Annotated in this window: 26 protein-coding genes; 19 read left to right on the forward strand and 7 right to left on the reverse strand. The window is 60.7% G+C overall.

Annotation, left to right across the window (positions count from 1 at the left end):
• The first annotated feature begins 33 nt into the window (after positions 1 to 33).
• The 4 genes from AACY31_RS16125 (at position 34) to AACY31_RS16140 (ending at position 3353) form a co-directional block, all read left to right on the forward strand.
• On the forward strand, positions 34 to 984 hold the full coding sequence (locus AACY31_RS16125) for a nucleoside-specific channel-forming protein Tsx (RefSeq protein ID WP_339504769.1): 951 nt from the start codon (positions 34 to 36) through the stop codon (positions 982 to 984).
• Positions 985 to 1030: 46 nt separating this feature from the next.
• Positions 1031 to 2056, forward strand: coding sequence for a purine-nucleoside phosphorylase (locus tag AACY31_RS16130; RefSeq protein ID WP_339480067.1), 1026 nt, complete (start codon positions 1031 to 1033; stop codon positions 2054 to 2056).
• Positions 2057 to 2217: 161 nt separating this feature from the next.
• The gene (locus tag AACY31_RS16135) at positions 2218 to 2499 is read left to right on the forward strand and encodes a hypothetical protein (RefSeq protein ID WP_339480066.1); all 282 of its coding nucleotides are present in this window, start codon (positions 2218 to 2220) and stop codon (positions 2497 to 2499) included.
• 266 nt (positions 2500 to 2765) lie between these two features.
• The gene (locus AACY31_RS16140; protein ID WP_339480064.1) at positions 2766 to 3353 is read left to right on the forward strand and encodes a hypothetical protein; all 588 of its coding nucleotides are present in this window, start codon (positions 2766 to 2768) and stop codon (positions 3351 to 3353) included.
• Positions 3354 to 3425: 72 nt separating this feature from the next.
• Here the strand turns inward: AACY31_RS16140 and AACY31_RS16145 are convergent, their stop codons facing one another.
• From AACY31_RS16145 to AACY31_RS16155, 3 genes are all read right to left on the reverse strand, one after another.
• A complete protein-coding gene (locus AACY31_RS16145; protein ID WP_339480063.1) occupies positions 3426 to 4142 on the reverse strand; it encodes an alpha/beta hydrolase in 717 nt (238 codons plus the stop codon).
• A gap of 64 nt (positions 4143 to 4206) precedes the next feature.
• A complete protein-coding gene (locus AACY31_RS16150) occupies positions 4207 to 5319 on the reverse strand; it encodes a M14 family metallopeptidase (protein WP_339480060.1) in 1113 nt (370 codons plus the stop codon).
• 175 nt (positions 5320 to 5494) lie between these two features.
• Positions 5495 to 5929: a rhodanese-like domain-containing protein gene (locus AACY31_RS16155; protein ID WP_339480058.1), complete on the reverse strand. Its 435-nt coding sequence runs from the start codon at positions 5927 to 5929 to the stop codon at positions 5495 to 5497.
• 101 nt (positions 5930 to 6030) lie between these two features.
• On the opposite strand from AACY31_RS16155, the gene ftrA reads away from it, so the two are divergent.
• Complete coding sequence (ftrA, locus tag AACY31_RS16160; RefSeq protein WP_339480057.1) at positions 6031 to 6990, forward strand: transcriptional regulator FtrA; 960 nt, start codon at positions 6031 to 6033, stop codon at positions 6988 to 6990.
• Positions 6991 to 7171: 181 nt separating this feature from the next.
• Here the strand turns inward: ftrA and cobF are convergent, their stop codons facing one another.
• A complete protein-coding gene (cobF, locus tag AACY31_RS16165) occupies positions 7172 to 7927 on the reverse strand; it encodes a precorrin-6A synthase (deacetylating) (RefSeq protein ID WP_339480055.1) in 756 nt (251 codons plus the stop codon).
• Entirely contained in the window at positions 7924 to 8502 is a 579-nt protein-coding gene (locus tag AACY31_RS16170) for a histidine phosphatase family protein (protein ID WP_339480054.1), read from the reverse strand. The genes cobF and AACY31_RS16170 overlap by 4 nt, the downstream gene beginning before the upstream one ends.
• 299 nt (positions 8503 to 8801) lie before the next feature.
• Here AACY31_RS16170 and AACY31_RS16175 point away from each other — a divergent pair, with 299 nt between their 5' ends.
• From AACY31_RS16175 to AACY31_RS16225, 11 genes are all read left to right on the forward strand, one after another.
• On the forward strand, positions 8802 to 9656 hold the full coding sequence (locus tag AACY31_RS16175; RefSeq protein WP_339480052.1) for a MurR/RpiR family transcriptional regulator: 855 nt from the start codon (positions 8802 to 8804) through the stop codon (positions 9654 to 9656).
• A 2-nt stretch (positions 9657 to 9658) separates the two neighbouring features.
• Positions 9659 to 10303, forward strand: coding sequence for an isochorismatase family cysteine hydrolase (locus AACY31_RS16180; protein WP_339480050.1), 645 nt, complete (start codon positions 9659 to 9661; stop codon positions 10301 to 10303).
• Entirely contained in the window at positions 10300 to 11652 is a 1353-nt protein-coding gene (locus AACY31_RS16185; RefSeq protein ID WP_339480048.1) for a glutamine synthetase family protein, read from the forward strand. The genes AACY31_RS16180 and AACY31_RS16185 overlap by 4 nt, the downstream gene beginning before the upstream one ends.
• On the forward strand, positions 11636 to 12388 hold the full coding sequence (locus AACY31_RS16190) for an N-formylglutamate amidohydrolase (protein WP_339480047.1): 753 nt from the start codon (positions 11636 to 11638) through the stop codon (positions 12386 to 12388). Before AACY31_RS16185 ends, AACY31_RS16190 begins: the two co-directional genes overlap by 17 nt.
• A gap of 73 nt (positions 12389 to 12461) precedes the next feature.
• Positions 12462 to 13811: an APC family permease gene (locus tag AACY31_RS16195; protein WP_339480045.1), complete on the forward strand. Its 1350-nt coding sequence runs from the start codon at positions 12462 to 12464 to the stop codon at positions 13809 to 13811.
• 110 nt (positions 13812 to 13921) lie between these two features.
• Positions 13922 to 14938 (forward strand): arginine N-succinyltransferase, encoded by a 1017-nt coding sequence (locus tag AACY31_RS16200; protein WP_339480043.1) that lies wholly within the window; start codon positions 13922 to 13924, stop codon positions 14936 to 14938.
• A gap of 61 nt (positions 14939 to 14999) precedes the next feature.
• Positions 15000 to 16034: an arginine N-succinyltransferase gene (astA, locus tag AACY31_RS16205; protein ID WP_339480041.1), complete on the forward strand. Its 1035-nt coding sequence runs from the start codon at positions 15000 to 15002 to the stop codon at positions 16032 to 16034.
• A gap of 141 nt (positions 16035 to 16175) precedes the next feature.
• Positions 16176 to 16949, forward strand: coding sequence for a hypothetical protein (locus tag AACY31_RS16210; RefSeq protein ID WP_339480039.1), 774 nt, complete (start codon positions 16176 to 16178; stop codon positions 16947 to 16949).
• The gene (locus tag AACY31_RS16215; RefSeq protein ID WP_339480037.1) at positions 16946 to 17608 is read left to right on the forward strand and encodes a transposase; all 663 of its coding nucleotides are present in this window, start codon (positions 16946 to 16948) and stop codon (positions 17606 to 17608) included. The genes AACY31_RS16210 and AACY31_RS16215 overlap by 4 nt, the downstream gene beginning before the upstream one ends.
• A 14-nt stretch (positions 17609 to 17622) precedes the next feature.
• A complete protein-coding gene (locus AACY31_RS16220; RefSeq protein ID WP_339480035.1) occupies positions 17623 to 17805 on the forward strand; it encodes a hypothetical protein in 183 nt (60 codons plus the stop codon).
• 184 nt (positions 17806 to 17989) lie between these two features.
• Entirely contained in the window at positions 17990 to 18859 is an 870-nt protein-coding gene (locus AACY31_RS16225; RefSeq protein ID WP_339480033.1) for an isocitrate lyase/PEP mutase family protein, read from the forward strand.
• A gap of 78 nt (positions 18860 to 18937) precedes the next feature.
• Here the strand turns inward: AACY31_RS16225 and AACY31_RS16230 are convergent, their stop codons facing one another.
• Complete coding sequence (locus AACY31_RS16230; RefSeq protein ID WP_339480031.1) at positions 18938 to 20167, reverse strand: acyl-CoA dehydrogenase; 1230 nt, start codon at positions 20165 to 20167, stop codon at positions 18938 to 18940.
• Between the two features lie 177 nt (positions 20168 to 20344).
• Between AACY31_RS16230 and AACY31_RS16235 the strand changes: the two genes are divergently transcribed.
• The 3 genes from AACY31_RS16235 to AACY31_RS16245 all read left to right on the forward strand — a co-directional run bounded on the left by AACY31_RS16235 (position 20345) and on the right by AACY31_RS16245 (position 22942).
• The gene (locus tag AACY31_RS16235; protein ID WP_339480030.1) at positions 20345 to 21277 is read left to right on the forward strand and encodes a LysR family transcriptional regulator; all 933 of its coding nucleotides are present in this window, start codon (positions 20345 to 20347) and stop codon (positions 21275 to 21277) included.
• A gap of 208 nt (positions 21278 to 21485) precedes the next feature.
• Positions 21486 to 21887: a MerR family transcriptional regulator gene (locus AACY31_RS16240; protein ID WP_003200000.1), complete on the forward strand. Its 402-nt coding sequence runs from the start codon at positions 21486 to 21488 to the stop codon at positions 21885 to 21887.
• Positions 21888 to 22042: 155 nt separating this feature from the next.
• Positions 22043 to 22942: a hydroxymethylglutaryl-CoA lyase gene (locus AACY31_RS16245; protein WP_339480026.1), complete on the forward strand. Its 900-nt coding sequence runs from the start codon at positions 22043 to 22045 to the stop codon at positions 22940 to 22942.
• Between the two features lie 723 nt (positions 22943 to 23665).
• Here AACY31_RS16245 and AACY31_RS16250 read toward each other — a convergent pair.
• A complete protein-coding gene (locus AACY31_RS16250; RefSeq protein WP_339491986.1) occupies positions 23666 to 25369 on the reverse strand; it encodes an AMP-binding protein in 1704 nt (567 codons plus the stop codon).
• Positions 25370 to 25420 lie beyond the last annotated feature (51 nt).

Genomic DNA, 25420 nt, shown 5'->3' on the forward strand with positions numbered 1-25420 from the left:
CCGGGCTTCGGCCCGCACGAACAAGGACTTTCCATGCACTGCACTTCCCAGTGTCGCGCTAGACCCGGCGTATTGGCAGTCGCCCTGCTACTGACCGCCGTTACCGGACTACTCAGCACCACGGCCCAAGCCCAAACCACCGAGGCGTCCGCCCAGGGCGAAGCCCTCAGTCCCGAGGCTACCCCCTCAAAAAAGGGCGCCTACCTATCGGACTGGTACAACCAGGACCTGACACTCATCGGCAGCAAGGACATCAGCTTCGGCCCACAACCGGTCGACGATATCTATCTGGAATATGAATATTTCGGACGCAAAGGGCCCTTCGAGCTCTATGGCTACGTCGACATTCCAAAGATTTTCAGTATTGGCAACAGTCATGACAAAGGTGCGTGGGACCACGGTTCCCCGGTGTTCATGGAGCACGAACCGCGTATTTCCATCGACTACCTGGCCGGCCGCAGCCTGGCCGTCGGTCCGTTCAAGGAATGGTATGTGGCGTTCGACTGGATCTACGACCACGGCAGCAACAGCGCCAATCGCGCGAACACCTTGTACAGCGGCCTGGGCACTGACATCGACACCCACTCAAGGGTCAACCTGTCGGCCAACTTCTATGGCCGTTATCAATGGGAAAACTATGGCGCCCGCAATGAATATTCCTGGGACGGCTACCGCGCCCAGCTCAAATACATCGTGCCGATCAGCCAGTTCGGCAATGGCGCCTCGCTGACGTACATCGGCTTCACCAATTTCGATTTCGGTTCGGACCTGCACAAGGACAACCCGGCCCGCACCGCCAACGCCACAGTCGCCACCAACGTCTTGCTGTATTCGTTCACGCACCTGCGCTTTACGTTGGTGGGCCGCTACTTCCACAACGGCGGTAACTGGCAGGACGGCAGTGAGCTTAACTTTGGCGACGGCAACTTCCGCGCCCGCTCCGACGGCTGGGGATACTACGCCGGGGTTGGCTATCAATTCTGAGCAAACAGTAGAAGCACCACTTCGAATCCATGGAGGTCACGAATACATGATCAATCGCCTGTCTATTTCAATCGGCCTGGCCTGCACGGCCCTGCTCTGCTCGACCGCCGGGGCCGCGCCGGCGTTTCAACCCAAAGTCATGTTGATCACGATGTTCGCCCCCGAGGCGCAGAACTGGATTGAACGCCTCGAACTCAAGAATGAAATCCGTGTACCAGGGCTGTCCGCCGAGTACCCGACGATTCGCTGCAATGCCGAACGGGTCTGCCTGCTGATCACCGGCATGGGCCAGACCAACGCCGCAGCCTCGACATTGGCCCTGGCCCTCTCCCCCACCGTCGACCTGCGTAAAAGCTATTTCCTGGTGGCCGGGATCGCCGGCATCAACCCGCACCACGGCACGCTTGGCACAACCGCCTGGGCCCATTACCTGGTGGAGTTCGGCACCCAATGGGAGCTAGATTCGCGGGATGTGCCCAAGGATTGGCCCACCGGCTACCTGGGCATCAACACCAAAGGGCCGAATGAAAAGCCGCCGCTGGACTACAAAACGGAAGTCTTCGAGCTCAACCCGGCCCTGCAAGCCAAGGCCTTTGCCCTCAGCCAGAAGGTGACCTTGGCACAAAGCAAGGAATCGGCGGCCTGGCGCTTGAAGTATCCGTATGCGCCGGCCAACCAGCCGCCGGTGGTGACGCGCTGCGACACCGTGGCCGGCAACACGTGGTTCTCCGGCACGCGCCTGAGCGAGCGCGCCGAAGTCTGGACCCGCCTGCTCACCGACAACAAAGGTGTCTACTGCACCACTCAACAGGAAGACAATTCCACCTACGAGGCGTTGCTACGGGCCAGCCGCGAGGGTCAGGTAGACATCAACCGGCTGGCCGTGCTGCGGGCCGGGTCCGACTTCGACCGCCCCGAACCCGGCGGCAACGAAGTGGACAACCTGCTCAAATACGCCGACCAGGGCGCCTTCGTCCCTGCGCTGGAAAACCTGTTCCGCACCGGCAACCCGCTGGTACAGGACATTGTGAAAAACTGGTCAGCGTGGAAAGACGGCGTGCCTGGCCTTTGATCACCAGCCGCCCAGGTACTTGTGGAGAAGGGAGCGATCTGTGGGGGCAAGTCTTGCTCCCACAGGTTGAGGCTAATCTCTACAGATCACCCAATGGAATTTTCCATTCCGGGAAGAATCACTTGAACATCAGCCGTGCGTACCCACCCAGGAGACCGCCGATGTTCCTCGACCCTGCTGCCGACAGCACGCATCTTGATTACGCTCTCGACACGATGTTTGGTCGCAATACCACAAGTGTCAACTGCGAGTACGCCGTCAAACGCCTGGATGACGGCGAACCACCCTGGTTCACGCTGCACGTGCGACCGCCACTGCCGAAGGATCTGGATAAGGCCCAGATCGTGGTATTCAATACCGAAGGCCGACGCATCAGCGGCATTGTTCGGCGAGCCAAACGCCTGGCCGATGACAGCCTGCAATTGGACGTGGAACCCGACTGAGTGCTTCCGGCCAGGCTCCTACGGTGATCGAGCGTGTCCTTACGTATGCGGCGAATTGCTCGGGCGAACTTGATCAGGTTCAGCACCGGGCGTCGCGGTGTCGATGGTCATGTTGCTGCTGACCCGACACCTGCGGGTGCGGGCACCACCTGCAACGCCGCACACCGCTCACCCAAATGACAGCCTCTTCGGCACTGGCGCTGGAGTCCGGGGCGATGTCCATGGGATGATCGGCCTCCAGGCACGACCATCTGTGGAGCGTTTCAATGTCATTGCTGAGCAAACAAGCCGCCTCCCTGTTGCTGGGAGCCATCGCCAGCCTGGTCGTGGTATCCGCCCAAGCGGCCCCGGCCAAACCTGCCGGCGATGCACTGGCGCAGAAGGTGTCGATGCTCGGCGGCAAGTTCACCTTCACCTTGCCCAAGGGCTTCACAGCGACGCCGTTACCCGCCGGTGAAGTGGCCCAGGGCACCGCTGGGGTGACAGGGACGATGTACAGCAATGCCACCAGCAAAACCGTGGTGATTGCGGCTGAGAACACCATCGTCAACGGTACGAATGTGAAGGACAACGATGGTGCGTTCCTCGACACCACCATGGCCGACTTCGCCGCCCAACGCATCAAAGCCCTGCCGGACGCCAAGATCCTCAGCGAAAAAAGCTTGACCCAAAAAGGCACCGGCCTGGGCCTGCGTCAGCTCGACACCAGCGCGACCCAGGGCGGCGGGCCAACCCTCGACACCACGTTGCTGGGCGCCTCCGGCACGCGCATGGCGGTGGTGCAGGTCATCTCCCGGGCCAGCGACAAGGCCGGTCATGAAGCGTTGGTGAAACAGATCGCCAGCGGTAAATAAGCGCCCCGCAATACTTTGATGAAAGCTGACCCACCACTGTCGTGAGCAAGCTCCCACAGGGACTTATTGTGGTCAGGGATTGAGCCGCTCCAGCCAGGCCCGCAGGTCCTGTACTTCCAAGGCGCTGATGCTGTGGCCAACGCCCGGGTAGGCATGGAATTCCGGCTCCAGCGCCAGGGTCTTCAGGAAGCTGTTGGCATCGGTGCCATCGTGGTAGGGAATGATCGGGTCTGCCGTGCCATGGCCGATGAACACCGCCAATGTCCGGCGCGACTCGTCGGGGGTCAGTTCCGCCCGCAGCACCGACAGGACCCGTCCCCCCATCGCGGCAATACCACCGACGGCTTCGGGGTGTCGCAACGCAACTTCGTAGCTCATCATCGCGCCCTGACTGAACCCTACCAGGTAGACCTTGCTCGCGTCGGTCGAGTACTTGGCCCGTGCCTTGTCGATGAAGTCCAGTAGCACCTGAGCGCTGGCCTTCAAGTCCGAGGTATCACCGTCGTAGGCACCCTCGCCCTTTTTCGCGAACCACTGATAACGGTCCTGCTCCATGCTCTTTGGCGCCTGCACCGAGAGGTAGTTGTAATCCCGGGGCAGCTCGTCCTTGAGCTCGAACAGGTCCTGTTCGTTGCTGCCGGCGCCGTGCAGGAAGATCACCAGCGGGCGGTTCCTGGCTTGCTCATCGGCTTGGGCCAGGTAGTTGAGCGGCAAGTCCGTGTGCAGCGAGGGTTGAGCCTGCAACCCGGACGAGACCAGCAACAGAAACAGGGCGAGCGCTTTAAACATCAATCTTCCTCCATCGTTCGGTAGCCGCACGACAAGAAGCGTGCGGTGAGGTAGACAGTACTTATCAGTCGTTGCTCAATTTCCCCGTACGAATCGGCTCACGCCCGGCGACTTTTGCCTGCCAGATGCCCGGCTGGGTGTAGCGCCCGCGGTCAAGGGCGAACAGCACGCCACTGGTGCCGGCCCGCACGGTGGTGACCCGATCATTCAACGGATCAACCACCTCGAACAGCGGATCGCCGCGCTCCACCCATTCGCCAGCCTCACGCAGAAAGCTCACCACGCCATGGTGCGGCGCGAACAGGTATTGAGTGCCTTCGAACGGAAAGCCTTCGCAGCACTCGGCGGGGGCGGATGGCCAGTCCCCGGCGATAAAACCCTGCTCGGCCAAAAAACCGAGTATGGCTTCACAATTGGCCTGGGCCTGTTCCACGCGGGTGTCGCCCATGCTGCCCAGCTCCAGCGTCGTCGCCAGGTTCGCCGCTGGGATCGCCGCCGCTGGAAAGGCTTTGGCCAGGCGCAACCAGGGCGAAGAGCAGGACTCGTCGAACGAACTGCCACCGGAATCTTCACTGAGCAACGCCACCCCGGCCTTCAGGCGTGCGGCCAGGGAGCGCCATTGCGGCCACTGTTGCGGCAAGGCATACAAGTGGATCGCAGCCTCGAAATCGCAATGCAGGTCCAAAGTGATGTCGGCGTCGCAGGCATGGCGCAGCAGCAGGCGATGCAGCGCTTCAAGTTGCGAAGGCGGCGCCGGCAGGTCGTCGAGAACCTGGGCCATGGTCTGGCGGATCAAGGTGATATTGGCAGCCGGGTCGTCACCCAGACGATCACCGATGCGTTGCGCCACCGGCGCACTGAGCTCCACGAAAGAGCGGTTGAAATTCTTGCCGCGGCCCAGTTCGAAACGCCCCATGTGGGCGCTTTGCAGATGTTGATCCAGGCCGATGGGATTGGCCACCGGCACCAGCTCGATCCCCCCTTTGAGCAGGCCTTGCGCCTCAAGGTCGTTGAGCCGCTGCTTCAGCTCCCAGGCCGTACGCATGCCCGGCAGTTCGTCGGCGTGCAGGCTCGCCTGGATATAAGCCTTACGCGGGCCATGGCCGTAACGAAACACACTGAGCCGGCGCTCGGTGCCCAGGTGGCTCCATGGCAGGGTATGGTCGATGCGTTGCATAGAACCTCCGAATGACTAGGCAAGGCGCTGTGTAGGAGCTGTCGAGTGCAACGAGGCTGCGATCTCTCCCCAGCCACTGAGCCCCAAGCGAAAGATCAAAAGATCAAAAGATCGCAGGCTTCGCCAGCTCCTACAGCGCCCAGCGGGAGCAAGCTCGCCCTCACAAAAAGCTGTCTCAGCAGTCGCAACTGATCGCCTCGTCCGCCATGCGTTCCACTGTGCCGCTCAGGCGAAAACCTTCATCGAGCCAGCCCATGACACCGCCGATCATTTCCTTGACCGGGTACCCCAACGTTGCCAGGCGCACTGCTGCCTTGTTCGCGCCATTGCAATGCGGGCCGGCGCAATACACCACGAACAGGGTGCTCTGGGCATAGGCGGCCAGTGCCTGGGCGGTGAGTGTGCGGGTTGGCAGGTTGATCGCCCCGGGTACATGGCCGCGTGCGTAGGCCAGCGGTCCGCGTACATCCACCAGCACAAAATCGATGTTGCCGGCCTGTTGGCTGGCGTGAACGTCGGAACAATCGGTTTCGAATGTCAGGCGTCGACTGAAATGCTGCAGGGCGATATCGGAGGGGGCAGCAGGCACTTCGCGAACCGGGCTGGTCATGGGCGTGTACTCCAGGGTAGATAAGGCGTGAAGAGACTTTATCCGCCGGGTGCTTGTCGCTACAGTGGCGCACAAGACACTCTGTGGGATTTTTCCGCCAAATGCAGCTTAACCCTGGTCTGGTCGCGATCCTCGCCTACGACGGCCTGTGCACCTTCGAATTCGGTGTCGCCGTCGAGATCTTCGGATTGGAGCGGCCGGAATTCGATTTTCCCTGGTACGCGCATCGGATCGTCGCGGTCGATGACGGCCCGATGCGTGCCATGGGCGGCTTCCAGGTATTGACCGATGGCGGCATGGACCTGCTCGAAACCGCCCAGACCATTGTCGTGCCCGGCTGGCGCGACCGCAGCGCGCCACCGTCCCCGGCGTTACTCAAAGCACTGCGCAGGGCCCACGCCCGTGGTGCGCGCCTGTTGTCGATCTGCTCCGGTGCCTTCGTACTCGCCGCCGCCGGTCTGCTCGATGGCCTCGGCGCCACGACTCATTGGCGCTACACCGACGAACTGGCCGCAAGCTTTCCCGCCGTGCGGGTAGACCCGGATGTGCTGTACGTGGATTCAGGACAGGTCATCACCTCGGCAGGCAGCGCCGCCGGTATCGATGCCTGCCTGCACCTGGTGGCACGAGACTATGGCGTGCAGGTCGCCAACTCCGTGGCACGTCGGTTGGTGATGTCGCCGCAACGTACGGGCGGCCAGGCGCAGTTCATTCCCTGGCCGGTCAGCCGTACGCCACGTAGCGACCTGTCGAGTGTCATGCAATGGGCCCGCGAACGCCTGCACGAACCCCTCGGCGTGCGCGAACTGGCCAGCCAGGCGGCCATGAGCGAACGCACCTTCCTGCGCCATTTCACCCAGGCTTGCGGCGTATCACCCAAGACTTGGCTGCAACATGAACGCCTGGCCCGGGCCCGCGAATTGCTGGAAAGCACCGGGGACAATACCGACAACATCGCGCAACTGTGTGGCTACCGCTCGGTGGAAAGCTTTCGTGTGGCGTTTCGCAGCGTCGTGGGGTTGGCGCCGTCGGTGTATCGGGAGCGGTTTGGGCGGGGGTGAAACCAGGCCTCAGGCCATAGGACTGTCGAACGCTGCTGTGGCGAGGGGATTTCTGTGGGGGCAAAGCTTGCTCGCGAAACGAGCGCCTCGATGGCTGAAAGACCGCATCGCCTGTATCGCGGGCAAGCCTTGCTCCCACATACCCTCTCTCCACCCGTGGCTTCGCTGGCACCTACCTTGATCAAGGCTTGCGCAACAAATACGTATCCATGATCCACCCATTCGCCTTTCGCGCAGCCTTGCGGGTGCGTTCGATGTCATCGGCCACGTCCCCCAATCGGCCGGCAATAAGGATTTCATCCGGCGTCCCCACGTAGGCTCCCCAGTAGATGCAGGTATCGGGATCACTCACCTGGCGATAGGCGTCCTCGGCATCGAGCATCACCACCACACTCGCAGCGTCGCCCACCTGCCCCGCCGCCAACCGGCGTCCGGTGGTGATTTCCAACGAACCGCCAATGCTGTTCAACGGCACTTTATGCCGGGCGGCCAGGGCCTGGACGCTGGTGATGCCAGGGATCACCTCGAATTCGAAGGCGCAGCGGCCCGCGTCGAGGATCGCCTGCAGGATGCGCACGGTGCTGTCGTACAACGCCGGATCGCCCCACACCAGAAAACCACCCTGCTGCCCGTCGGACAGTTCTTCATTGATCAAGCGTTCGAAGGTGGCCTGTTTAGCGCGGTTCAACGCCTCGACGCTGTCCTTGTAGTCCAGGTCGCCGCGTTGGCGCTCCGGGCTGTAGGCTTCGACGAAGCGGTAGGTGCGATCAACGATGTAGCGCCGACAAATTTCACGCCGCAGGTCCAACAGTTTGTCCTTGGCCGGGCCCTTGTCCATGAGGAAGACCACGTCCAAGCGGTTCAAGGCTTTCACTGCCTGCATCGTCAAGTGATCCGGATCGCCGGCCCCAATGCCAATGACTGACAACGTCTTCATCGCGGCGACTCCTGGCCAGGTCCTTGGGTGCGCAATCGCCATACGCCGTTGAAACACAACTGGAGGGTGGACAACGGTTCAATGTCGATCCGGTTGAATGTGGCGGCCGGGCAACCCAAGACATTTACCAGGGCTGCGCGGATCACGAAGGGGTGGGTCACGGCCAGCAGATGTCCTGGCCGGGTTTCCAGGCGGGACAGCCAATCGCCGACACGGCGACACAACTGGGCGACAGATTCACCACCATGGGGAGCCGCCTCGGCATCATCGAGCCAACTCTGCAGGGCTTGCGGTTCAGCCTGGAGCAATTCATCGATGGACAACCCTCGCCAACGTCCCAGATCGCAATCGGCCAGGGCCAGATCCTGCTCGGGCTCGTCGCCGAACAGAGCAGCGGTCTGGCGCGTGCGCAGTTCCGGCCCGCATAGCAGTTGCCGGACATTTCGGTAGTGGTGGTCGATCTGCGCGCGGCGTGCCAGCCAGTCGGTGTCCAGCGGTTCGTCCAGGCCAAAACGCGCCTGCTTCTGGGCGGCGGTGCGGGCGTGGCAGATCAAGGTCAGACGAGTGGCTTGCACACTGGATTCTCAGGCAATCGAAAGGGTCGCATGGACGGGATATTCACGCTTTTAGTTGTACAGCACCTTATACGAAATCAAATAAGTGAGACAAAAAGACGTTATGTCCGACATCGCTAGAAGCATCGACTGACATACCAGCGCTACCTAGCCGGGACCAACTCCTACAAGGGTTTCGCACAATATTGGCGCATGTTAAACGGAACGTAAAAACCACTGGACATGTAGCACCAGCTACATAAATACTGTTTTCAGAAGTTATGAAAGAAATTCAACACCCATCCTGGCAAGGAGCACGGATGCCAACTCTCAGAGACCTGATCACCGATCCCGGCCTGGTTTTGACGCCGTCGGAACGCAAGGTCGTACGTGCCCTGCTCGATCACTATCCACGCAACGGCCTCGGCCCGATGTCACGCCTGGCAGACCATGCCGGCGTCAGCGATCCGACCATCGTGCGGCTGGTGAAAAAACTCGGGTTTGGCGGTTACGCCGAATTCCAGGATGCACTGCTCAGTGACATGGACCATCGCCTGCGCTCCCCTCGCACCCTGTTGAAACCGCGGGCCAAATTGCAGCAAGGCGATACCTGGAGCCAGTACCTGGCCGCCAGTCAACGCAACCTCATCAACACCCAGGCCCTGACCCAACCCGAAGACGTGCGCATTCTCGTGCAGTGGTTGCTCGACAGCCGCCATCAGGTGCATTGCTTTGGCGGGCGCTTCAGCAGCTTCCTGGCCCACTACCTGCTCAACCACTTGCGTCTGTTGCGCGCCGGCTGTTTTACCCTGGAAGACAACGCCCAACTGCCTGACCGGCTGTTCGACGTACAGCGCCAGGACGTGGTACTGATCTTCGATTACCGTCGCTACCAGGCCCAGGCCCTGCGCGTGGCCAGCGCGGCCAAGGAGCGCCACGCCCGCGTCGTCCTGTTCAGCGACGTCTACGCTTCGCCGTTGCGCGAGCTGGCCGACCTGATCATCAGCGCCCCGGTGGAATCGATCTCGGCCTTCGACAGCCTGGTGCCGGCGCTGGCCCAAGTCGAGGCGCTGATTGCCTGTCTGACCCCGCAATGCCCTGAGCTGGCCGAACGCCTGGAAGGTATCGACGCCTTGCGCACGGAATTCAACACGCACCTGTTGGAGGAAAAATAAGGATGTTCTCGCTCCCCCACTGCTCGCCCCGGGATTTGCCGTTCACCTGCCAGCACACCGCCTTGCTGCTGGTGGACATGCAACGCGCCTGGCTGGAACCGCAATTCGATGCCCACCTGCACACCCGCGAGGCCGAGTATTTCATCCAGCGGGCCCGCCAGCAGGTCATCCCCAACCAGCAGCGCTTGCTCAACGCGATGCGCGAAGCGCAGCACAACGTGTTGCACACCCACATCGAAAGCCTCACCGCCGATGGCCGCGACCGATCCCTGGACCACAAGCTGTCGGACATGCACCTGCCCAAAGGCAGCCCCGAGGCGCAGATCATTGCCGAACTGGCGCCGCTGGAAAACGAAATCGTGCTGCCCAAGACCTCCTCAGGGGTCTTCAATTCCACCAACATCGACTACGTGCTGCGCAACCTGCAGACCCGCCACTTGATCGTCGCGGGCATCGTCACCGACCAATGCGTCGACATGGCCGTGCGCGACGCCGCCGATCGCGGCTACCTGGTCACGCTGGTGGAAGATGCCTGCGCCACCTACACCGAACAACGGCACCTGGCGTGCCTGAACGCGATCAAGGGCTATTGCTGGATCAGCGATACCGACACCGTGCTCGCGCGTTTGCAGGAGATGCAGCCGTGAGCCGTCTCGATCCTGCCGCCATCCTCGCCCCGTTGCCCATCACGACCCTGGTGACCACCGACCTGATCGGCGTGACCCGTGGGCGCTCGTTTGCCAGTGATGAATTGCCCCACTACGTCACCGCCGGTTGTGGTTGGGTGCCAGCCAACAGCGCGCTGACGCCCCAGGACATCATCGCATCGGCCAACCCTTGGGGCGCATATGGCGACCTGCGGCTGGTGCCGGACCTGTCCAGCCGAGTGACCGTCAACAATGGCCCTGACGCCCAGGCGCCCGTCCTGGACTTCATCCATTGCGACGTGCGCGAGACCGACGGCCGGCCCTGGAGCGCCTGTCCGCGCACGCTGTTGCAGGACGAAGTGGAGCGTTATCGCGCCGATCTGGGTTTGCAGGTTTTCGCCGCGTTCGAGCATGAATTCAACCTGGTTGCCACGCCGGCGCAGCCTGATCGCCCGGCCTTCAGCCTCCAGGCCCAGCGCCAGCAGGCCGAATTCGCCGGATGGTTGCTCAGCGCCCTGCGGGCCGGCGGTGTCGAGCCGGAAATGTTCCTGCCGGAATATGGCCAGCATCAATACGAAATCACCTGCCGCCCGACCTTGGGCGTAGCCGCCGCCGACCGGGCCGTGAACGTACGGGAAATCACCCGCGAGATCGCCCGGCAATTGGGCCTGGACGTGAGTTTCGCCCCCAAGGCCTCGGAACATGCCGTGTGCAACGGCGTGCATTTGCACCTGAGCCTGCAAGACCTGAGCGCGGACCCGGTGCTGCATGACGCCGCCAGCAGCAACGGTTTGTCCAGCCTAGGCCAGCATTGGGCCGCGGGCGTGCTGCATTATCTGCCGGCGCTGTGCGCGCTGACCGCGCCGACGCCGGTGTCCTACGAGCGCCTGCAACCTCATCACTGGAGCGCGTCCTATGCGTGCCTGGGACAGCGCAACCGCGAAGCGGCGCTGCGCATCTGCCCGACCGTGAGCCTGAGCGGCAAGCCGCTGGCGAACCAGTACAACCTGGAGTTCCGCGCCATGGATGCCACCGCCTCTGCGCACCTGGCGATGGCGGCGCTGTTGATTGCCGGGCGACTGGGCATCCAGCAACGGCTGGCATTGAACGCTGTCACCGATGAAATACCCGATGAGCTGGATGAAGCACAACGGCGCGCCCGTGGCATTATCGCCCTGCCGACAACCCTGGCCCAGGCACTGGATTGCCTGCGCCACAGCGGGGCGTTGCTCGAGACCCTACCCGGCCCGTTGGTCGAAACCTACTTCGCCTTGAAGGCCCAGGAGCTGGCCTTGACCGAGGCGCTGTCACCTGCCGAGCGTTGTGAGCACTATGCACGAATCTATTGAATGTGCTGAATCGGGCCTCTACACCAGGCCACCCTATCAACTGACCCGGGAGGCGTCCGAACACCCGGTGGTGCTGGTCTGCGAACACGCCAGCCGTTTCATTCCCGATGCGCTGAACGGCCTGGGGCTGGATGAAACGGCCTCCCAGGAACACATTGCCTGGGACATCGGCGCACTCGCCTTGGCCGAACGCCTGTCCGAAACCCTCGGCGCAACCTTGCTGTCGGCCAATTACTCACGGTTGTTGATCGACCTCAATCGCCCGTTGCACGTCCCCGACAGCATTCCGGCCCAGAGCGAGATCTACCAGGTTCCGGGTAACCATGCCCTGGACGAAGCCACTCGCGAATATCGCCAGCAGCGTCTGTTTCATCCCTTCCATGATCGGTTGCGGGCGTTGATCGACCAGCGCCTAGCCGCCAACCGGCCGGTGCGCGTGGTGGGCATCCACAGTTTCACCCCGGTGTTCTACGGCCAGCCGCGCGCCCTTGAAGCGGGCGTGCTGTTCGGCGAAGCCAAGGAATACGCCCAGCACATCGTCGACGGGCTGGGCCGGCATTCGCTACGAGCAGCGGGCAACCAGCCCTACAAGATCAATCCCCTGACCGACATGACGGTCCCGGTGCACGGCGATGGCCGCGGCCTGGATTCGGTGTTGATCGAAGTGCGCAACGATCAACTTCGTAGCCCCGAAGCGGTGCGGACCTGGAGCGCCTACCTGGCGCCTCTGTTGTAGCGCGGCAGCGGCAAGTTTCCAGCGACAGACAGCAAGCAAGAGCAACCCACACAGCTGAAAAGGAATACGGCGCATGAGCATTGAGGCATTTGGCTACAAACAGGAATTGAAACGCGGCCTGTCGCTGACAGACCTGGTGGTATACGGGATGATTTTCATGATCCCCATCGCCCCGTTCGGCGTGTATGGCTATGTCAACGCCGAAGCACCGGGGATGGTGCCGCTGGCGTACATCATCGGCATGGTGGCGATGCTGTTTACTGCCTTGAGCTACGGCAGCATGGCCCGGGCCTTTCCGGTGGCAGGTTCGGTCTATTCCTACGCGCAACGGGGCCTTAACCCACACGTCGGGTTCATCGCCGGCTGGCTGATGCTGCTGGACTACCTGCTGATCCCGCCGCTGCTCTATGTCTACGCCGCCATGGCGCTGAACCATTTGTACCCGGACATTCCCAAGGTCGGTTTCATCCTGGCCTTCCTGGTGAGCGCGACATTCGTCAACCTGCGGGGCATCACCTTCACCGCGCGGATGAACATCATCTTCCTGCTGGCACAACTGATGGTACTGGGGATTTTCCTGTTTTACGCCTGGAACGCCCTGCACAGTGGGGCCGGTAACGGCCAACTGACCCTCGCGCCACTGTACAGCCCGGAACACTTCAACTTCGCCTTGCTGATGCAAGCTGTGTCCATCGCGGTTTTGTCGTTCCTGGGCTTCGACGCCATTTCCACCCTGGCCGAAGAGATCAAGGGCGACCCGGGCCGCAGCGTCGGCAAGGCAGCCCTGGTGACTCTGCTGGTGATGGGGGCGATCTTCGTGGTGCAGACCTGGATCGCCACGGACCTGGCCGCTGGCATGGGTTTCAAGTCCGCCGACACCGCATTCTATGAAATCGCCGAGCTGGCAGCCGGCAGTTGGCTGGCCACCTTGACCGCGGTTGCCACGGCCCTGGCCTGGGGCGTGGCCGTGGCGATCACTTCGCAGGCGGCGGTGTCGCGCCTGTTGTTCGGCATGGCCCGGGACGGCCAGTTGCCCAAGGTGCTGGCCAAGGTCCACCCGAAACACAACACCCCGTACCTGAGCATCTACCTGGTGGCGGTGCTGTCGCTGTTGATCTGCTACCTGTTCATCGACGCCGTGGACACCCTCACCTCGCTGGTCAACTTCGGCGCCCTGAGCGGCTTCATGCTGCTGCACATCACCGTCATCAACCACTACTGGCGCCGCCAGCAGTCCGGTCAACTGATTCGCCACTTGATCTGCCCGCTGATCGGCTTCGTGATCGTCACGGCCATCATGTACAACATGGGCGTGGCTGCGCAGAAGCTCGGCCTGATCTGGATCGCCGCGGGCGTGGTCTATCTGTGTGTGCTCAACAAATTCGGCAACCCTAGCGCCGTGCCCGACCCGGCCGGTCAGTGAGGACCGGCGGCCAAAGGATTCAGCCAACCGTGGTGACAGCGCGTGGACATCGACAGTGATCGTCAAGCCCGGTGCCTGTCACCGGGCTCTCTGGAACAGGAGTGCAATCCATGCTGGCCTTACGTCCAGTTCAGCTAACCGATCTGCCGCAACTGCAACAACTGGCGCGTGACAGCCTGGTGGGTGTCACGTCGCTGCCGGACGATACCGCGCGCCTGGAGGAAAAGATCCTCGACTCGTGCACCTCGTTCGAGGCCGATGTGCAGGGCCCTGGCGCGGAGAATTATTTTTTTGTCCTGGAGGACCTGGAATCCGGGCGCCTGGTCGGTTGTTCGGAAGTTCTCTCCAGCACCGGTTGCAACGAACCGTTCTACAGCCTGCGCAACCGGCCGTTTTCCAGCGAATCCCGGGAGCTGAACATCCAGCACGGCGTGCCTGCGCTCTCGCTGTGCCAGGACCTCAACGGGCAGACGCTGCTGCGTGGCTTCCACATCGACGCCGAGCGGGTGCGCACGCCGGAGTCGGAGCTACTGTCCCGGGCCCGGCTGATGTTCATCGCCGCCCATCCCCAGCGCTTTGCCAAATCGGTCATTACCGAAATCGTCGGGTTTAGCAGCGAGGACGGTCAATCGCCCTTCTGGGACGCCATCGGCCAGCATTTCTTCGACCTGCCCTACGCCGAAGCCGAACGGTTGTGCGGCTTGCAGAGCCGGACCTTTCTTGCCGAGCTGATGCCACAATACCCCATCTACGTCCCCATGCTGCCGCCAGCGGCCCAGGCCTGTATCGGCCGGGTGCATCCCGACGGGCAGGAAGCCTTCGACATCCTGGCGCGCGAGGGTTTCGAGACCAACAGCTATGTCGACATCTTCGACGGTGGGCCGACCTTGCATGCCCGTATCGCCAACATCCGCACCATTACGCAAAGTCGGAGCGCCACGGCCCGGCAAAGCCGGCAGATCGATGCGAGAGGCCGTTACCTTGTGAGCAACGACTGCCTTGGAAACTACCGGGCCATCGTCGCCGAGCTGGACGTCAACGCCGAGGGTCCCGTGACCCTGTCGCCCGGCATGCTGGCCGCCCTGGACGTCATGGATGGTGAGCGGATCCGGGTAGTTGCCCTATGAACCTCACTCGATCCCTTAGCCCCCATCGGCGCCTGGATCGATGCGATGAAGGAGCTGCATCATGATTGTCCGTCCGGTCGCCATTAGCGATCTGCCAGCACTGCTGGACCTGGCCCGTTGCGCAGGCCCCGGCCTCACCAGCCTGCCGGCCAACGAAGAACGCCTGGCCCACCGCATTCGCTGGGCCCAACGGACCTTTGCCGGGCAAGTCGAACGTGCCGACGCCGATTACCTGTTCGTGCTCGAAGATGATGATCGGCAGGTGGTGGGCATCAGTGCCCTGACCGGCGCGGTCGGGCTGCGCGAGCCCTGGTACAACTATCGGGTCGGGCTGACGGTCAGCTCGGCACCGGAGCTGGGGATCCAGCGGCAGATCCCGACCCTGTTCCTCAACAACGAGATGTCCGGGCAATCGGAAATTTGCTCGTTGTTCCTGCACCCCAAGCACCGGTCCGGCCACAACGGACGCCTGCTGTCCCTGGCGCGCCTGCTGTTCGTGGCCGAATTCCCCCACCTGTTCGGCGAAAAACTGATCGCCGAACTGCGGGGCCATGCCGACGAACGAGGCTGTTCGCCGTTCTGGGACAGCCTGGGACGGCATTTTTTCAAGAAGGATTTCAGCTACGCCGATCAGCTGTCCAGCATGGGTAACAAGTCGTTCATCGCCGAACTGATGCCACGCCAGCCGCTGTACACCTGCCTGCTCACCGAGCAGGCCCAAGCGGTGATCGGCAAGGCTCACCCGAACACCGAGCCGGCTCTGAAGATTCTCAGTGCTGAAGGTTTCAGCCATAAGGGCTACATCGACATCTTTGACGGCGGCCCGGTGATCGAGGCGCCGGTGTCGAAGATCCGCACCGTACGCGACAGCCAGACGCTGACCCTGGTCATTGGCACCCCCGACGAACAGGCACCGGTCTGGCTGATTCACAATCAGCGTCTGGAAAACTGCCGCGTCACCAGCGCTCGCGCGCACCAGCATGGCCACAAGCTGCTCGTCGATCGCCTCACTGCCAAACGCCTGCAAGTGCAACCGGGTGATACGGTGCGCGCCGTGACATTGCCCAGGCAGGGGCAACAAGCAGTGGCGGCGTAGCCTCGGTATCGCCCGTTCTTGGATATATCCAATACACAAGCATGTCGTTGATCAGCAATACCTCTCCACAATTACATAATTGCCACCCACCTACTCGAGACCCATACTTTCGCACACCGACCCACTGTAACGACACTGTTCATGATCAAGCATCTGATTGCTACACGATTACCGCTCGAACACATAGCGGAGAAAATCAAGACATTAGACATGACCGCGCAAATCAAACAATTGATCGCCGATCTGGATGTTCAACACACCGTTACCACGGCACAGTCTCGACGCGCCGCCATCATGAACATGACCAACCCGCACACCGGCACCATCACGCTGCATTGCACGAGCGTTGGTAATATCAGTATCAAGGCACCTGCATCTAATACTGCGTCTTCGCAACTGTACTCGGTGCCCGGCCAAAGCATTCTATTCGCACTTGATCAGCCTTTCGAAATCCAGCTATACACCCTCAACGCGCATCAACTTGAAAAAACCGACACCTCGATCATCGACAACTGCAATCCGCTGATCATTGATGGCAATCGAACCTTATTCGACTATTCTCAAAGGGGCGAAAAACAACCTGCATTGATTGGCAGAATTAACTTCCCCGATCGCAGTGCGGACATCAGCGTATTTGATCCTGTCTCATTGCGCAAAACAGCCTGGTTGCCTCACGACAACAGTGCCGCCCGGTACCTGGTGAGCCTCGAATTACTCGAAACGATCCAGGACCCGAACGGTGTCAGAGTTGCCGGGGAGCTGATCTACCACTATCACCCTGCCGTGGCGTGGAAAGCCTTCCAGATGCTTTATCGGGCTGACCCGCAAAACGCGCTGAATTACGCTCCACTGCTGAAAAAACTCGGGAGTGCGCGCCTGGACAACTTGCTCCATTCATTGGAGCAGGCGGCATGAACCTGGAAACGTTTGTCGAGCGACTGAACACTTATGACCTGCAACGAGACAACACCAGGATCATTGCAGACTTGCGCCAACTGGCCAAAAACCGTTGTCTATTGAGCGATCATCTTTATACCACCCTCCAGCGAGACGGTTTCAGTACACGCAACAGCCTCTATAACGCCTATGGTTTTGTGCTGCACAAGAATGATTCATTCACCCTTCGCCTGGGGTTCTGGTCACCGGTAAAAACCCATGATGAAAGTGAAACATTCATCTATGACCTGAACCACAGCCACGACTTTGATATTTATGCAGTCGGCTACAGTGGCGATGGCTACACCACCCTTGTACGCGAACTACTTGAAGATCTACCGCTGCAAAAAGATAAAAAACTCCGACTGGGCAAGGAGCGTAGGCTTAAACTTGCCCCAGGAGAAGTCTTGTACATGCCAGCCTTGCGGGAAATCCATAAACAAATAGCCCCTAACTCAATGTCTGCCTCACTCAGCCTGCTTGTCCATCCCGAACGCTTGGACAAGATCGACGAAGCATGGTGCTTTGATAAAGATTACATACCCCTTTACCCCGGCGTAGCTGCGCAAGAGATCACGCTGTTTACAGAGACACTGTCACTGCTCCATGCCGGTAGTCATTCGCTGTCCAGTAACTGAAGAAAGGAGGAACCTTGAACAACCTGATGAAAGACTGGGATGAAACCCCATTGCTGCGGGCAGGCACCCATGTGGTCGATACCGCAATGCAACTGACGAACGAAATCCACTGCACGCTCCCCGGATTCCCGACGCGCTTCAACGTCGGAAACATCCATGAGATCAAGCAATTCTGGAGCCTACCGACCGAAGACTGAATAGTTTGAAATGGGCTTTTTGGCCCGGCTGCAGACCTTCCGGGTTTGCAGCCTTTTTTCGATGCCGTGACCGCATCGCCCACACACATTCGTCATCATCTTTGCGCCTGCCACGTGATAGCCTTTGGTTCTTTCGGCGTTGACACTTTTGCTCAAGCCTTTCCATTCCATTGGTGGAACTCATATGTCCAGGCTTTCCCATCAAGATTTGCGTCGTAGCTTTCGCCAACTGCTGGCTTCCAATACCTGCTACCACACCGCCTCGGTGTTCGACCCGATGTCGGCGCGCATCGCCGCCGACCTGGGCTTTGAAGTAGGCATCCTGGGAGGCTCGGTGGCGTCGTTGCAAGTATTGGGCGCGCCGGACTTCGCCCTGATCACCCTCAGCGAATTTGCCGAACAGGCCACCCGCATCGGTCGTGTGGCCCAACTGCCGGTCATTGCCGACGCCGACCACGGCTACGGCAATGCCCTGAACGTGATGCGCACCATCGTCGAACTGGAACGGGCCGGCATCGCGGCGCTGACCATCGAGGACACCTTGCTGCCGGCCCAGTTCGGGCGTAAATCCACCGACCTGATCGGCGTAGCCGAAGGCGTCGGCAAGATTCGTGCGGCACTGGAGGCGCGAGTCGATCCGGAAATGGCGATCATCGCCCGGACCAACGCGGGGATCTTGCCGGTCCAGGAAATCATCAGCCGTACCCACCAATATGAGCGTGCCGGGGCAGACGGTATTTGCATGGTGGGGGTGCAAGACTTCGATCATCTGGAGAAGATCAGCGAAAACCTGACGGTGCCGCTGATGCTTGTCACTTATGGCAACCCACTGCTGCGCGACGACAAGCGCCTGGCCGAGTTGGGCGTACGCGTGACCATCGACGGCCACGGCGCCTATTTCGCCGCGATCAAGGCGACCTACGACAGCCTTCGCGAACAACGGCAGCTCTTCACCCAGGCTTCGGACCTGAGCGCCACCGAACTGACACACACCTACACCCAGCCCGAGGACTACATCCGTTGGGCCGAGGAGTACATGAGCGTCAAGGAGTAAGCGGACTCGCCCCCACAGGATTAGCCTGTGGGGGCAAAGCTTGCTTGTATGTTTAGACTTGAAGGGGTGGGCCAGATCCTAGCCCTTGCTACGCAGCATTTCTTTTGGCACGTACTTGCCGATCTCGAACTTGCCAATGGCGGCGCGGTGGACTTCATCCGGGCCGTCGGCCAGGCGCAGGGTGCGTTGCATGGCGTACATGTAGGCCAGTGGGAAATCGTTGGAAACCCCGGCGCCACCGTGGATCTGGATCGCCCGGTCGATGACCTTCAAGGCCACGTTCGGTGCGACGACCTTGATCTGGGCGATTTCGCTCTTCGCCACTTTATTGCCGACCGTGTCCATCATGTACGCCGCCTTCAATGTCAGCAGGCGCGCCATGTCGATTTCCATCCGCGAGTCGGCAATCTTGTCGATATTACCGCCCAGGCGCGCCAACGGCTGGCCGAAGGCCGTGCGGCTGACGGCACGCTTGCACATCAACTCCAATGCGCGCTCGGCCATGCCGATGGAACGCATGCAGTGATGAATCCGGCCCGGGCCGAGGCGACCCTGGGCAATTTCAAAGCCGCGTCCATCACCCAACAGGACGTTTTCATACGGCACCCGCACGTTCTCGAACAGCACTTCGGCATGCCCGTGAGGCGCATCGTCGTAACCGAACACCGGCAGCGGCCGGACGATCTTGACCCCCGGGGTGTCCACCGGCACCAGGATCATCGAGTGCTGGGCATGGCGTGGCGCATCAGGGTTGCTCAGGCCCATGAAGATCAGGATTTTGCAGCGCGGGTCGCAGGCCCCTGAGGTCCACCACTTCTTGCCATTGATGACCCACTGGTCGCCGTCGCGCTCGGCACGGGCGGCCATGTTGGTGGCGTCCGAGGAGGCAACGTCCGGCTCGGTCATGGCAAAAGCCGAGCGAATCTCGCCGCGCAGCAGTGGCTCGAGCCAACGTTGCTTTTGTTCTTCATTGGCGTAGCGCACCAGCACTTCCATGTTGCCGGTGTCCGGCGCCGAGCAATTGAACGGCTCCGGCCCCAGCAACGAGCGCCCCATGATCTCTGCCAGCGGCGCGTATTCCAGATTGGTCAGGCCGGCTCCCCGTTCGGATTCAGGCAGAAACAAGTTCCACAGGCCTTCTGCCTTGGCCTTGGCCTTGAGCTCTTCCATGATGGCCGTGGGTTGCCAGCGGTCGCCTTCGGCCACTTGCCGCTCGAACACTGCTTCGGCCGGGTAGACGTAGGCATCCATGAACGCTGTGACGCGTTCACGCAGTTCCTGAACCTTGGGGGAATAGGCAAAATCCATGAGCAGCACCTTCTTGGCAGAGGTTGTTTTAGGTCATGAAATCGATGCTAGTTCAGCTACGAAAATTTACCTAACCTATTCTCGGCGTGTATTAACATTCATCACCGATATATGTTTCACTGATTCTCATCGCCACCCGGCACCTCACAACAAGCCCAAGAATAAGAGTGCAGCGCCATGAATCTGAGCAAGGTCGACCTCAACCTTTTCATTGTCTTCGATGCGATCTACACCGAAGCCAACCTGACCCGCGCCGGGCAAATCGTCGGCATCACCCAACCGGCCGTGTCCAATGCCCTGGCGCGTCTGCGGGAGACCTTCAACGACCCGCTCTTCGTGCGCACCGCCCAAGGAATGGTGCCGACACCCATGGCCCAGAACATCATCGGTCCGGTGCGCAACGCCTTGTCGCTGCTGCGGGTGTCGGTGCAGGAAAGCCGGATCTTCAACCCGTTGCAGGCCGTCAAGACCTACCGCATCAGCATGACCGACCTCACCGAAGGCGTGATTCTGCCGCTGCTGTTCCAGCGTCTGCGTCGCCTGGCACCCACCGTGGCGATCGAGAGTTTTCTCTCCAAGCGCCGTGAAACCACCAAGGAACTGGCCGCCGGCCGCCTCGACTTCGCCGTGGATGCACCGCTCAATACCGACCCGCAGGTGCGCCACGTCAAGTTGATGGAAGATCGCTACGTGTGCGCCATGCGCAAGGGCCATCCGTTGGCGGGCAAGGAAAAGATCAGCCTCGATGATTACCTGGCCCAGACCCACGTGCATATTTCCAGCCGCCGCAACGGGCTGGGTTATGTCGACCTGGCCCTCGGCAAGATGGGTATCCAGCGCAAGATCGCCCTGCGTTCCCAGCATTACCTGATGGCCTCCCAGGTCCTGCAACAAACGGACATGGTCATGACCGTCCCCGAGCGCTTTGCCCGTCGTCACGATCTGCACGCCTTCCTGTTACCGGTCAACGATGTGCCACCGGTGGAAACCCATCTCTACTGGCACGAAAGCACCGACCAGGACCCGGCCAACCGCTGGATGCGCGAGCAAATGATCGAGCTGTGCCAGCAGGTGACCGCCCATGAGAAGAAGCTTGATAAGGCGGTGTAAGGCGATAGACCGCATCATCGTTCTTCGCGAGCAAGCCCGCTCCGACATTGGACCTGCAGTGCACGCAACATTTTGTGTAGGACGCAGAACCTGTGGGAGCGGGCTTGTTCGCGAAGGGCCCCGCACGGACAACACACCTGTGACTGCTTGACGCGAACGTCAACCTGCCTTTAGCTTAGCGTCAGCCCCTTTCGTTTCGAGCGCTTCCATGAGCAGCCAGACCTACAGCATCTCCGACCTCGCCCGCGAACTGGACATCACCACCCGGGCCATCCGCTTCTATGAAGAACAAGGCCTGTTGAGCCCGGAGCGACGGGGCCAGGAGCGCATTTACTCGCCGCGGGACAAGGTCAGCCTGAAGCTGATCCTACGCGGCAAGCGCATTGGTTTTTCCCTGGCCGAGTGCCGCGAGCTGATCGAACTCTACGACCCCTCCAGCGGCAATCAGAAGCAGTTGCACAGCATGCTGGCGAAGATCACCGAGCGCCGCGAACAGCTCGAACAGCAATTGCTGGACATCGAACAGATGAAGCTGGAACTCGACACCGCCGAAGAACGCTGCATCCAGGCGCTGGAGCAGACGATCAAGGGCGAAGAAATCGTCCAGTAACACAACATGCCCCTTGTGGGAGCGAGCCTGCTCGCGATAGCGATGTAACTGACAACATCAATGGCGACTGACATACCGCTATCGCGAGCAGGCTCGCTCCCACAGGGGGCAGCATCGTTCTCGATACTTTGGCAACTCACTACAGGTCAACCCCCATGTCCCTCCCCTCCTTTGTACGCCTGATCGAAGTCGGCCCCCGTGACGGGCTGCAGAATGAAGCACAGCCCATCAGCGTCGCCGACAAGGTGCGCCTGGTGGATGCCTTGAGCGCCGCCGGCCTGGGCTACATCGAAGTCGGCAGTTTCGTCTCGCCCAAGTGGGTGCCGCAAATGGCCGGTTCCGCCGAGGTGTTCGCGCAGATCCAGCGCAAGCCCGGTGTGACCTACGGCGCCCTGGCGCCGAACCTGCGGGGTTTTGAAGATGCGCTGGCGGCGGGTGTAAAAGAGGTGGCGGTGTTCGCCGCCGCGTCCGAAGCGTTCTCCCAGCGCAATATCAACTGCTCCATCAAGGACAGCCTGGAGCGCTTCGCGCCGATCATGGAAGCCGCCAGGCAGCACGGTGTCAGTGTGCGCGGTTACGTGTCCTGCGTGCTGGGCTGCCCGTATGAAGGGGCGGTCAAGCCTGAGCAGGTGGCGTGGGTCGCTCGGGAGTTGCATGCCATGGGCTGCTACGAGGTCTCCCTGGGCGATACCATCGGCACGGGCACCGCCGGTGCCACCCGCCGGATGTTCGAGGTGGTGGGCACCGAGGTGCCTCGGGACAAGCTCGCCGGACACTTCCACGATACCTACGGCCAGGCCATGGCCAACGTATACGCCAGCCTGCTGGAAGGCATCGCGGTGTTCGACAGCTCTATCGCCGGCCTGGGCGGCTGTCCTTATGCCAAGGGCGCCAGCGGTAACGTAGCCACCGAAGACGTGCTGTACCTGCTCGATGGGTTGGGTATCGAAACCGGTGTCGACCTGGACGCCCTGATCGCCGCGGGTCGGCAGATCTGCGACGTACTCGGCCGCCCTAGCGGTTCGCGTGTCGCCAAGGCCCGCAGCGCACAATGAGGTGTTACCGCAGGCTTTGTAACAGCAGCGAAACGAGTAACACGGAAACAAATTGTCAGGTTTGGTGCGCCGGGTTTTTCAGCAAAAAAATACAACACATTGATTTATATAGAGTTTTAAAAGTTGGCACGCCACCTGCTATATCTCTTGCATAACAAGAATAAAAAAACGCAGCAAACCCAATAAAAACAAGACGAAACGACTCTGACATAACAAAAACAACACGGCAGAGACGCAGCTAACAGATTTTTTTGGAGAGGATGTGCTTTTCAGGGTGCTTTCAGGAGCAACCCGCAACCGGGCAGAGAACAATAAAACTACCTTCAGGTAGCTCCCGAATCGGTTGGATCGCAAGGCGAAAAAAGTAGATCAGCGCTCAAAAAAATACGTTTGCTCTTGATCCCGGATGGGGATCGCCAAAAACAGCGGTAAAGGGCAACGGCTGCCAAAAACAACAACAGGCCGCCCCTCAATAATAAAAAAAGAGCACGTGACGACAAAATTAAAGGGGAGCTTCGGCTCCCCTTTGTGCTGTCTGGCGTTTGGATGTCAGGGCGGTACCCTAAGTGGCCGTTACCGCAGCAACGGATATCCCCCCCTACGGTGTGGCCCTGTCGGGCTATTGCCCTTGCAGCTTGAGCTCGAAAACGGCGGCATAGCCAACATTTATGTCGCCTGGCACACCGCCTTCGCGAGCAAGCCCGCTCCCACAGGGGATCTTGCTCAGCCTTCTACATCGCGCAGTTCTTCGATGCTGATTTCGCGCATGCGGAATTTCTGGATCTTGCCGGTGACCGTCATGGGAAATTCTTCGACGAATTTGAAATGACGCGGTGTCTTGAAGTGGGCAATGCGCTCCTTGCACCAGGCCTGCAGCTCTTGCTCGGAGGCACTGTGGCCGGGATGGAACTTGATCCAGGCAACAATTTTCTCACCATAGCGCAAGCACGGGATGCCGATCACCTGCACGTCCGCCACTGCCGGGTGGGTGAAGAAAAATTCCTCCAGCTCACGCGGGTAAATATTCTCCCCGCCACGGATGATCATGTCCTTGTTGCGCCCAACGATGCGCACGTAGCCCTGCTCGTCCATGGTTGCCAGATCGCCGGTGTGCATCCAGCCATCCGGGTCGATGGCATCGGTGGTGCCCTTGGGGTTGTTCCAGTAGCCGAGCATCACGCTGTAACCGCGGGTACACAACTCGCCGACAGCAGCACGTGGGAGGATGTTGCCGGCCTCATCGATAATTTTGCTTTCCAGTTGCGGCTGGGTACGCCCGACGGTGGTCACGCGCAGTTCCAGTTCGTCAGTGGGACCGGTCTGCAATGACACCGGGCTGGTTTCCGTCATGCCGTAGGCAATCTGCACTTCGGCCATGTGCATTTCATTGATGACCCGTCGCATCACTTCGATGGGGCATGTGGCCCCGGCCATGATGCCAGTGCGCAGGCTAGACACGTCGAACTCGCCCCGCTGCGGCTGGTCCAGCAGGGCGATGAACATGGTGGGCACGCCATACAGTGCCGTGGCTTTTTCCTCGGCCACGGCCTTTAGCGTCAGCAACGGGTCGAAGGCATCGTTGGGGTAGATCATGGTGCTGCCATGGGTCATGCAACCCAGGTTACCCATGACCATGCCAAAGCAATGGTAGAGCGGCACCGGGATCACCAGCCGGTCGCCCGCCGTCAGGCCCAGGCTTTCACCAACCATGTAACCGTTATTGAGAATGTTGTGATGACTGAGGGTGGCGCCCTTGGGGAAACCGGTGGTGCCGGAGGTGTACTGGATATTCACCGGTTGATCGCAGTGCAGGCTGGATTGGCGTTCGGCCAGTTGTGCAGGCGTCACCGCCGCCCCCAGGGCGGCCAGTTGCGACCAGGGCAGGAAACCTGCTGGCGGTTGGGATTCGAGGCTGATCACACCGCGCAAATCCGGCAAGCGCTCGCTCTGCAAGTGGCCGATCGATTGCTCCGCCAGCGCGGGTGCCAGCGCTTGCAACATGGCGTGATAATCCGAGGTCTTGAACGCCCCGGCACACACCAGCCATTGGCATCCGGATTGTTTAAGCACGTATTCGAGTTCAGAAACGCGATAGGCCGGATTGATGTTGACCAGAATCACGCCGATCTTGGCGCTGGCGAACTGGATGATGCACCACTGGGCGCAATTGGGTGCCCACACGCCGAGGCGATCACCGGTTTTCAAGCCCAGTGCCAGCAAGGCTCGGGCGTGCAGATCGACGGCTTCGGCCAGCTGTTGCCAGGTATAACGCAGCGATTGATGGCGAACCACCAGCGCCTCGCCCTCCGGATCGCGGGCCACGGTCTGGTCGAAAACCTCGCCAATGGTTTGGGCCAGCAAAGCCTTGGCCTGGGAGCCACGGGTGTAGCTGAGCTGCGAATGCGAATGTGAACCGGGCAGATCCATGACGCCCCCTCTTGTCTTTATTAGTGGGTGTAGCGGTGAATCTCATGCACA

Source organism: Pseudomonas sp. RL_105y_Pfl2_101, assembly GCF_963970585.1.
Lineage (GTDB): Bacteria > Pseudomonadota > Gammaproteobacteria > Pseudomonadales > Pseudomonadaceae > Aquipseudomonas.

Coding starts and splice junctions, on each gene's coding strand:
- AACY31_RS16125 (WP_339504769.1), top strand. CDS start 34: ATGCACTGCACTTCCCAGTGTCGCGCTAGACCCGGCGTATTGGCAGTC.
- AACY31_RS16130 (WP_339480067.1), top strand. CDS start 1,031: ATGATCAATCGCCTGTCTATTTCAATCGGCCTGGCCTGCACGGCCCTG.
- AACY31_RS16135 (WP_339480066.1), top strand. CDS start 2,218: ATGTTCCTCGACCCTGCTGCCGACAGCACGCATCTTGATTACGCTCTC.
- AACY31_RS16140 (WP_339480064.1), top strand. CDS start 2,766: ATGTCATTGCTGAGCAAACAAGCCGCCTCCCTGTTGCTGGGAGCCATC.
- AACY31_RS16145 (WP_339480063.1), bottom strand. CDS start 4,142: ATGTTTAAAGCGCTCGCCCTGTTTCTGTTGCTGGTCTCGTCCGGGTTG.
- AACY31_RS16150 (WP_339480060.1), bottom strand. CDS start 5,319: ATGCAACGCATCGACCATACCCTGCCATGGAGCCACCTGGGCACCGAG.
- AACY31_RS16155 (WP_339480058.1), bottom strand. CDS start 5,929: ATGACCAGCCCGGTTCGCGAAGTGCCTGCTGCCCCCTCCGATATCGCC.
- ftrA (WP_339480057.1), top strand. CDS start 6,031: ATGCAGCTTAACCCTGGTCTGGTCGCGATCCTCGCCTACGACGGCCTG.
- cobF (WP_339480055.1), bottom strand. CDS start 7,927: ATGAAGACGTTGTCAGTCATTGGCATTGGGGCCGGCGATCCGGATCAC.
- AACY31_RS16175 (WP_339480052.1), top strand. CDS start 8,802: ATGCCAACTCTCAGAGACCTGATCACCGATCCCGGCCTGGTTTTGACG.
- AACY31_RS16180 (WP_339480050.1), top strand. CDS start 9,659: ATGTTCTCGCTCCCCCACTGCTCGCCCCGGGATTTGCCGTTCACCTGC.
- AACY31_RS16190 (WP_339480047.1), top strand. CDS start 11,636: ATGCACGAATCTATTGAATGTGCTGAATCGGGCCTCTACACCAGGCCA.
- AACY31_RS16195 (WP_339480045.1), top strand. CDS start 12,462: ATGAGCATTGAGGCATTTGGCTACAAACAGGAATTGAAACGCGGCCTG.
- AACY31_RS16200 (WP_339480043.1), top strand. CDS start 13,922: ATGCTGGCCTTACGTCCAGTTCAGCTAACCGATCTGCCGCAACTGCAA.
- astA (WP_339480041.1), top strand. CDS start 15,000: ATGATTGTCCGTCCGGTCGCCATTAGCGATCTGCCAGCACTGCTGGAC.
- AACY31_RS16210 (WP_339480039.1), top strand. CDS start 16,176: ATGATCAAGCATCTGATTGCTACACGATTACCGCTCGAACACATAGCG.
- AACY31_RS16215 (WP_339480037.1), top strand. CDS start 16,946: ATGAACCTGGAAACGTTTGTCGAGCGACTGAACACTTATGACCTGCAA.
- AACY31_RS16225 (WP_339480033.1), top strand. CDS start 17,990: ATGTCCAGGCTTTCCCATCAAGATTTGCGTCGTAGCTTTCGCCAACTG.
- AACY31_RS16230 (WP_339480031.1), bottom strand. CDS start 20,167: ATGGATTTTGCCTATTCCCCCAAGGTTCAGGAACTGCGTGAACGCGTC.
- AACY31_RS16235 (WP_339480030.1), top strand. CDS start 20,345: ATGAATCTGAGCAAGGTCGACCTCAACCTTTTCATTGTCTTCGATGCG.
- AACY31_RS16240 (WP_003200000.1), top strand. CDS start 21,486: ATGAGCAGCCAGACCTACAGCATCTCCGACCTCGCCCGCGAACTGGAC.
- AACY31_RS16245 (WP_339480026.1), top strand. CDS start 22,043: ATGTCCCTCCCCTCCTTTGTACGCCTGATCGAAGTCGGCCCCCGTGAC.
- AACY31_RS16250 (WP_339491986.1), bottom strand. CDS start 25,369: ATGGATCTGCCCGGTTCACATTCGCATTCGCAGCTCAGCTACACCCGT.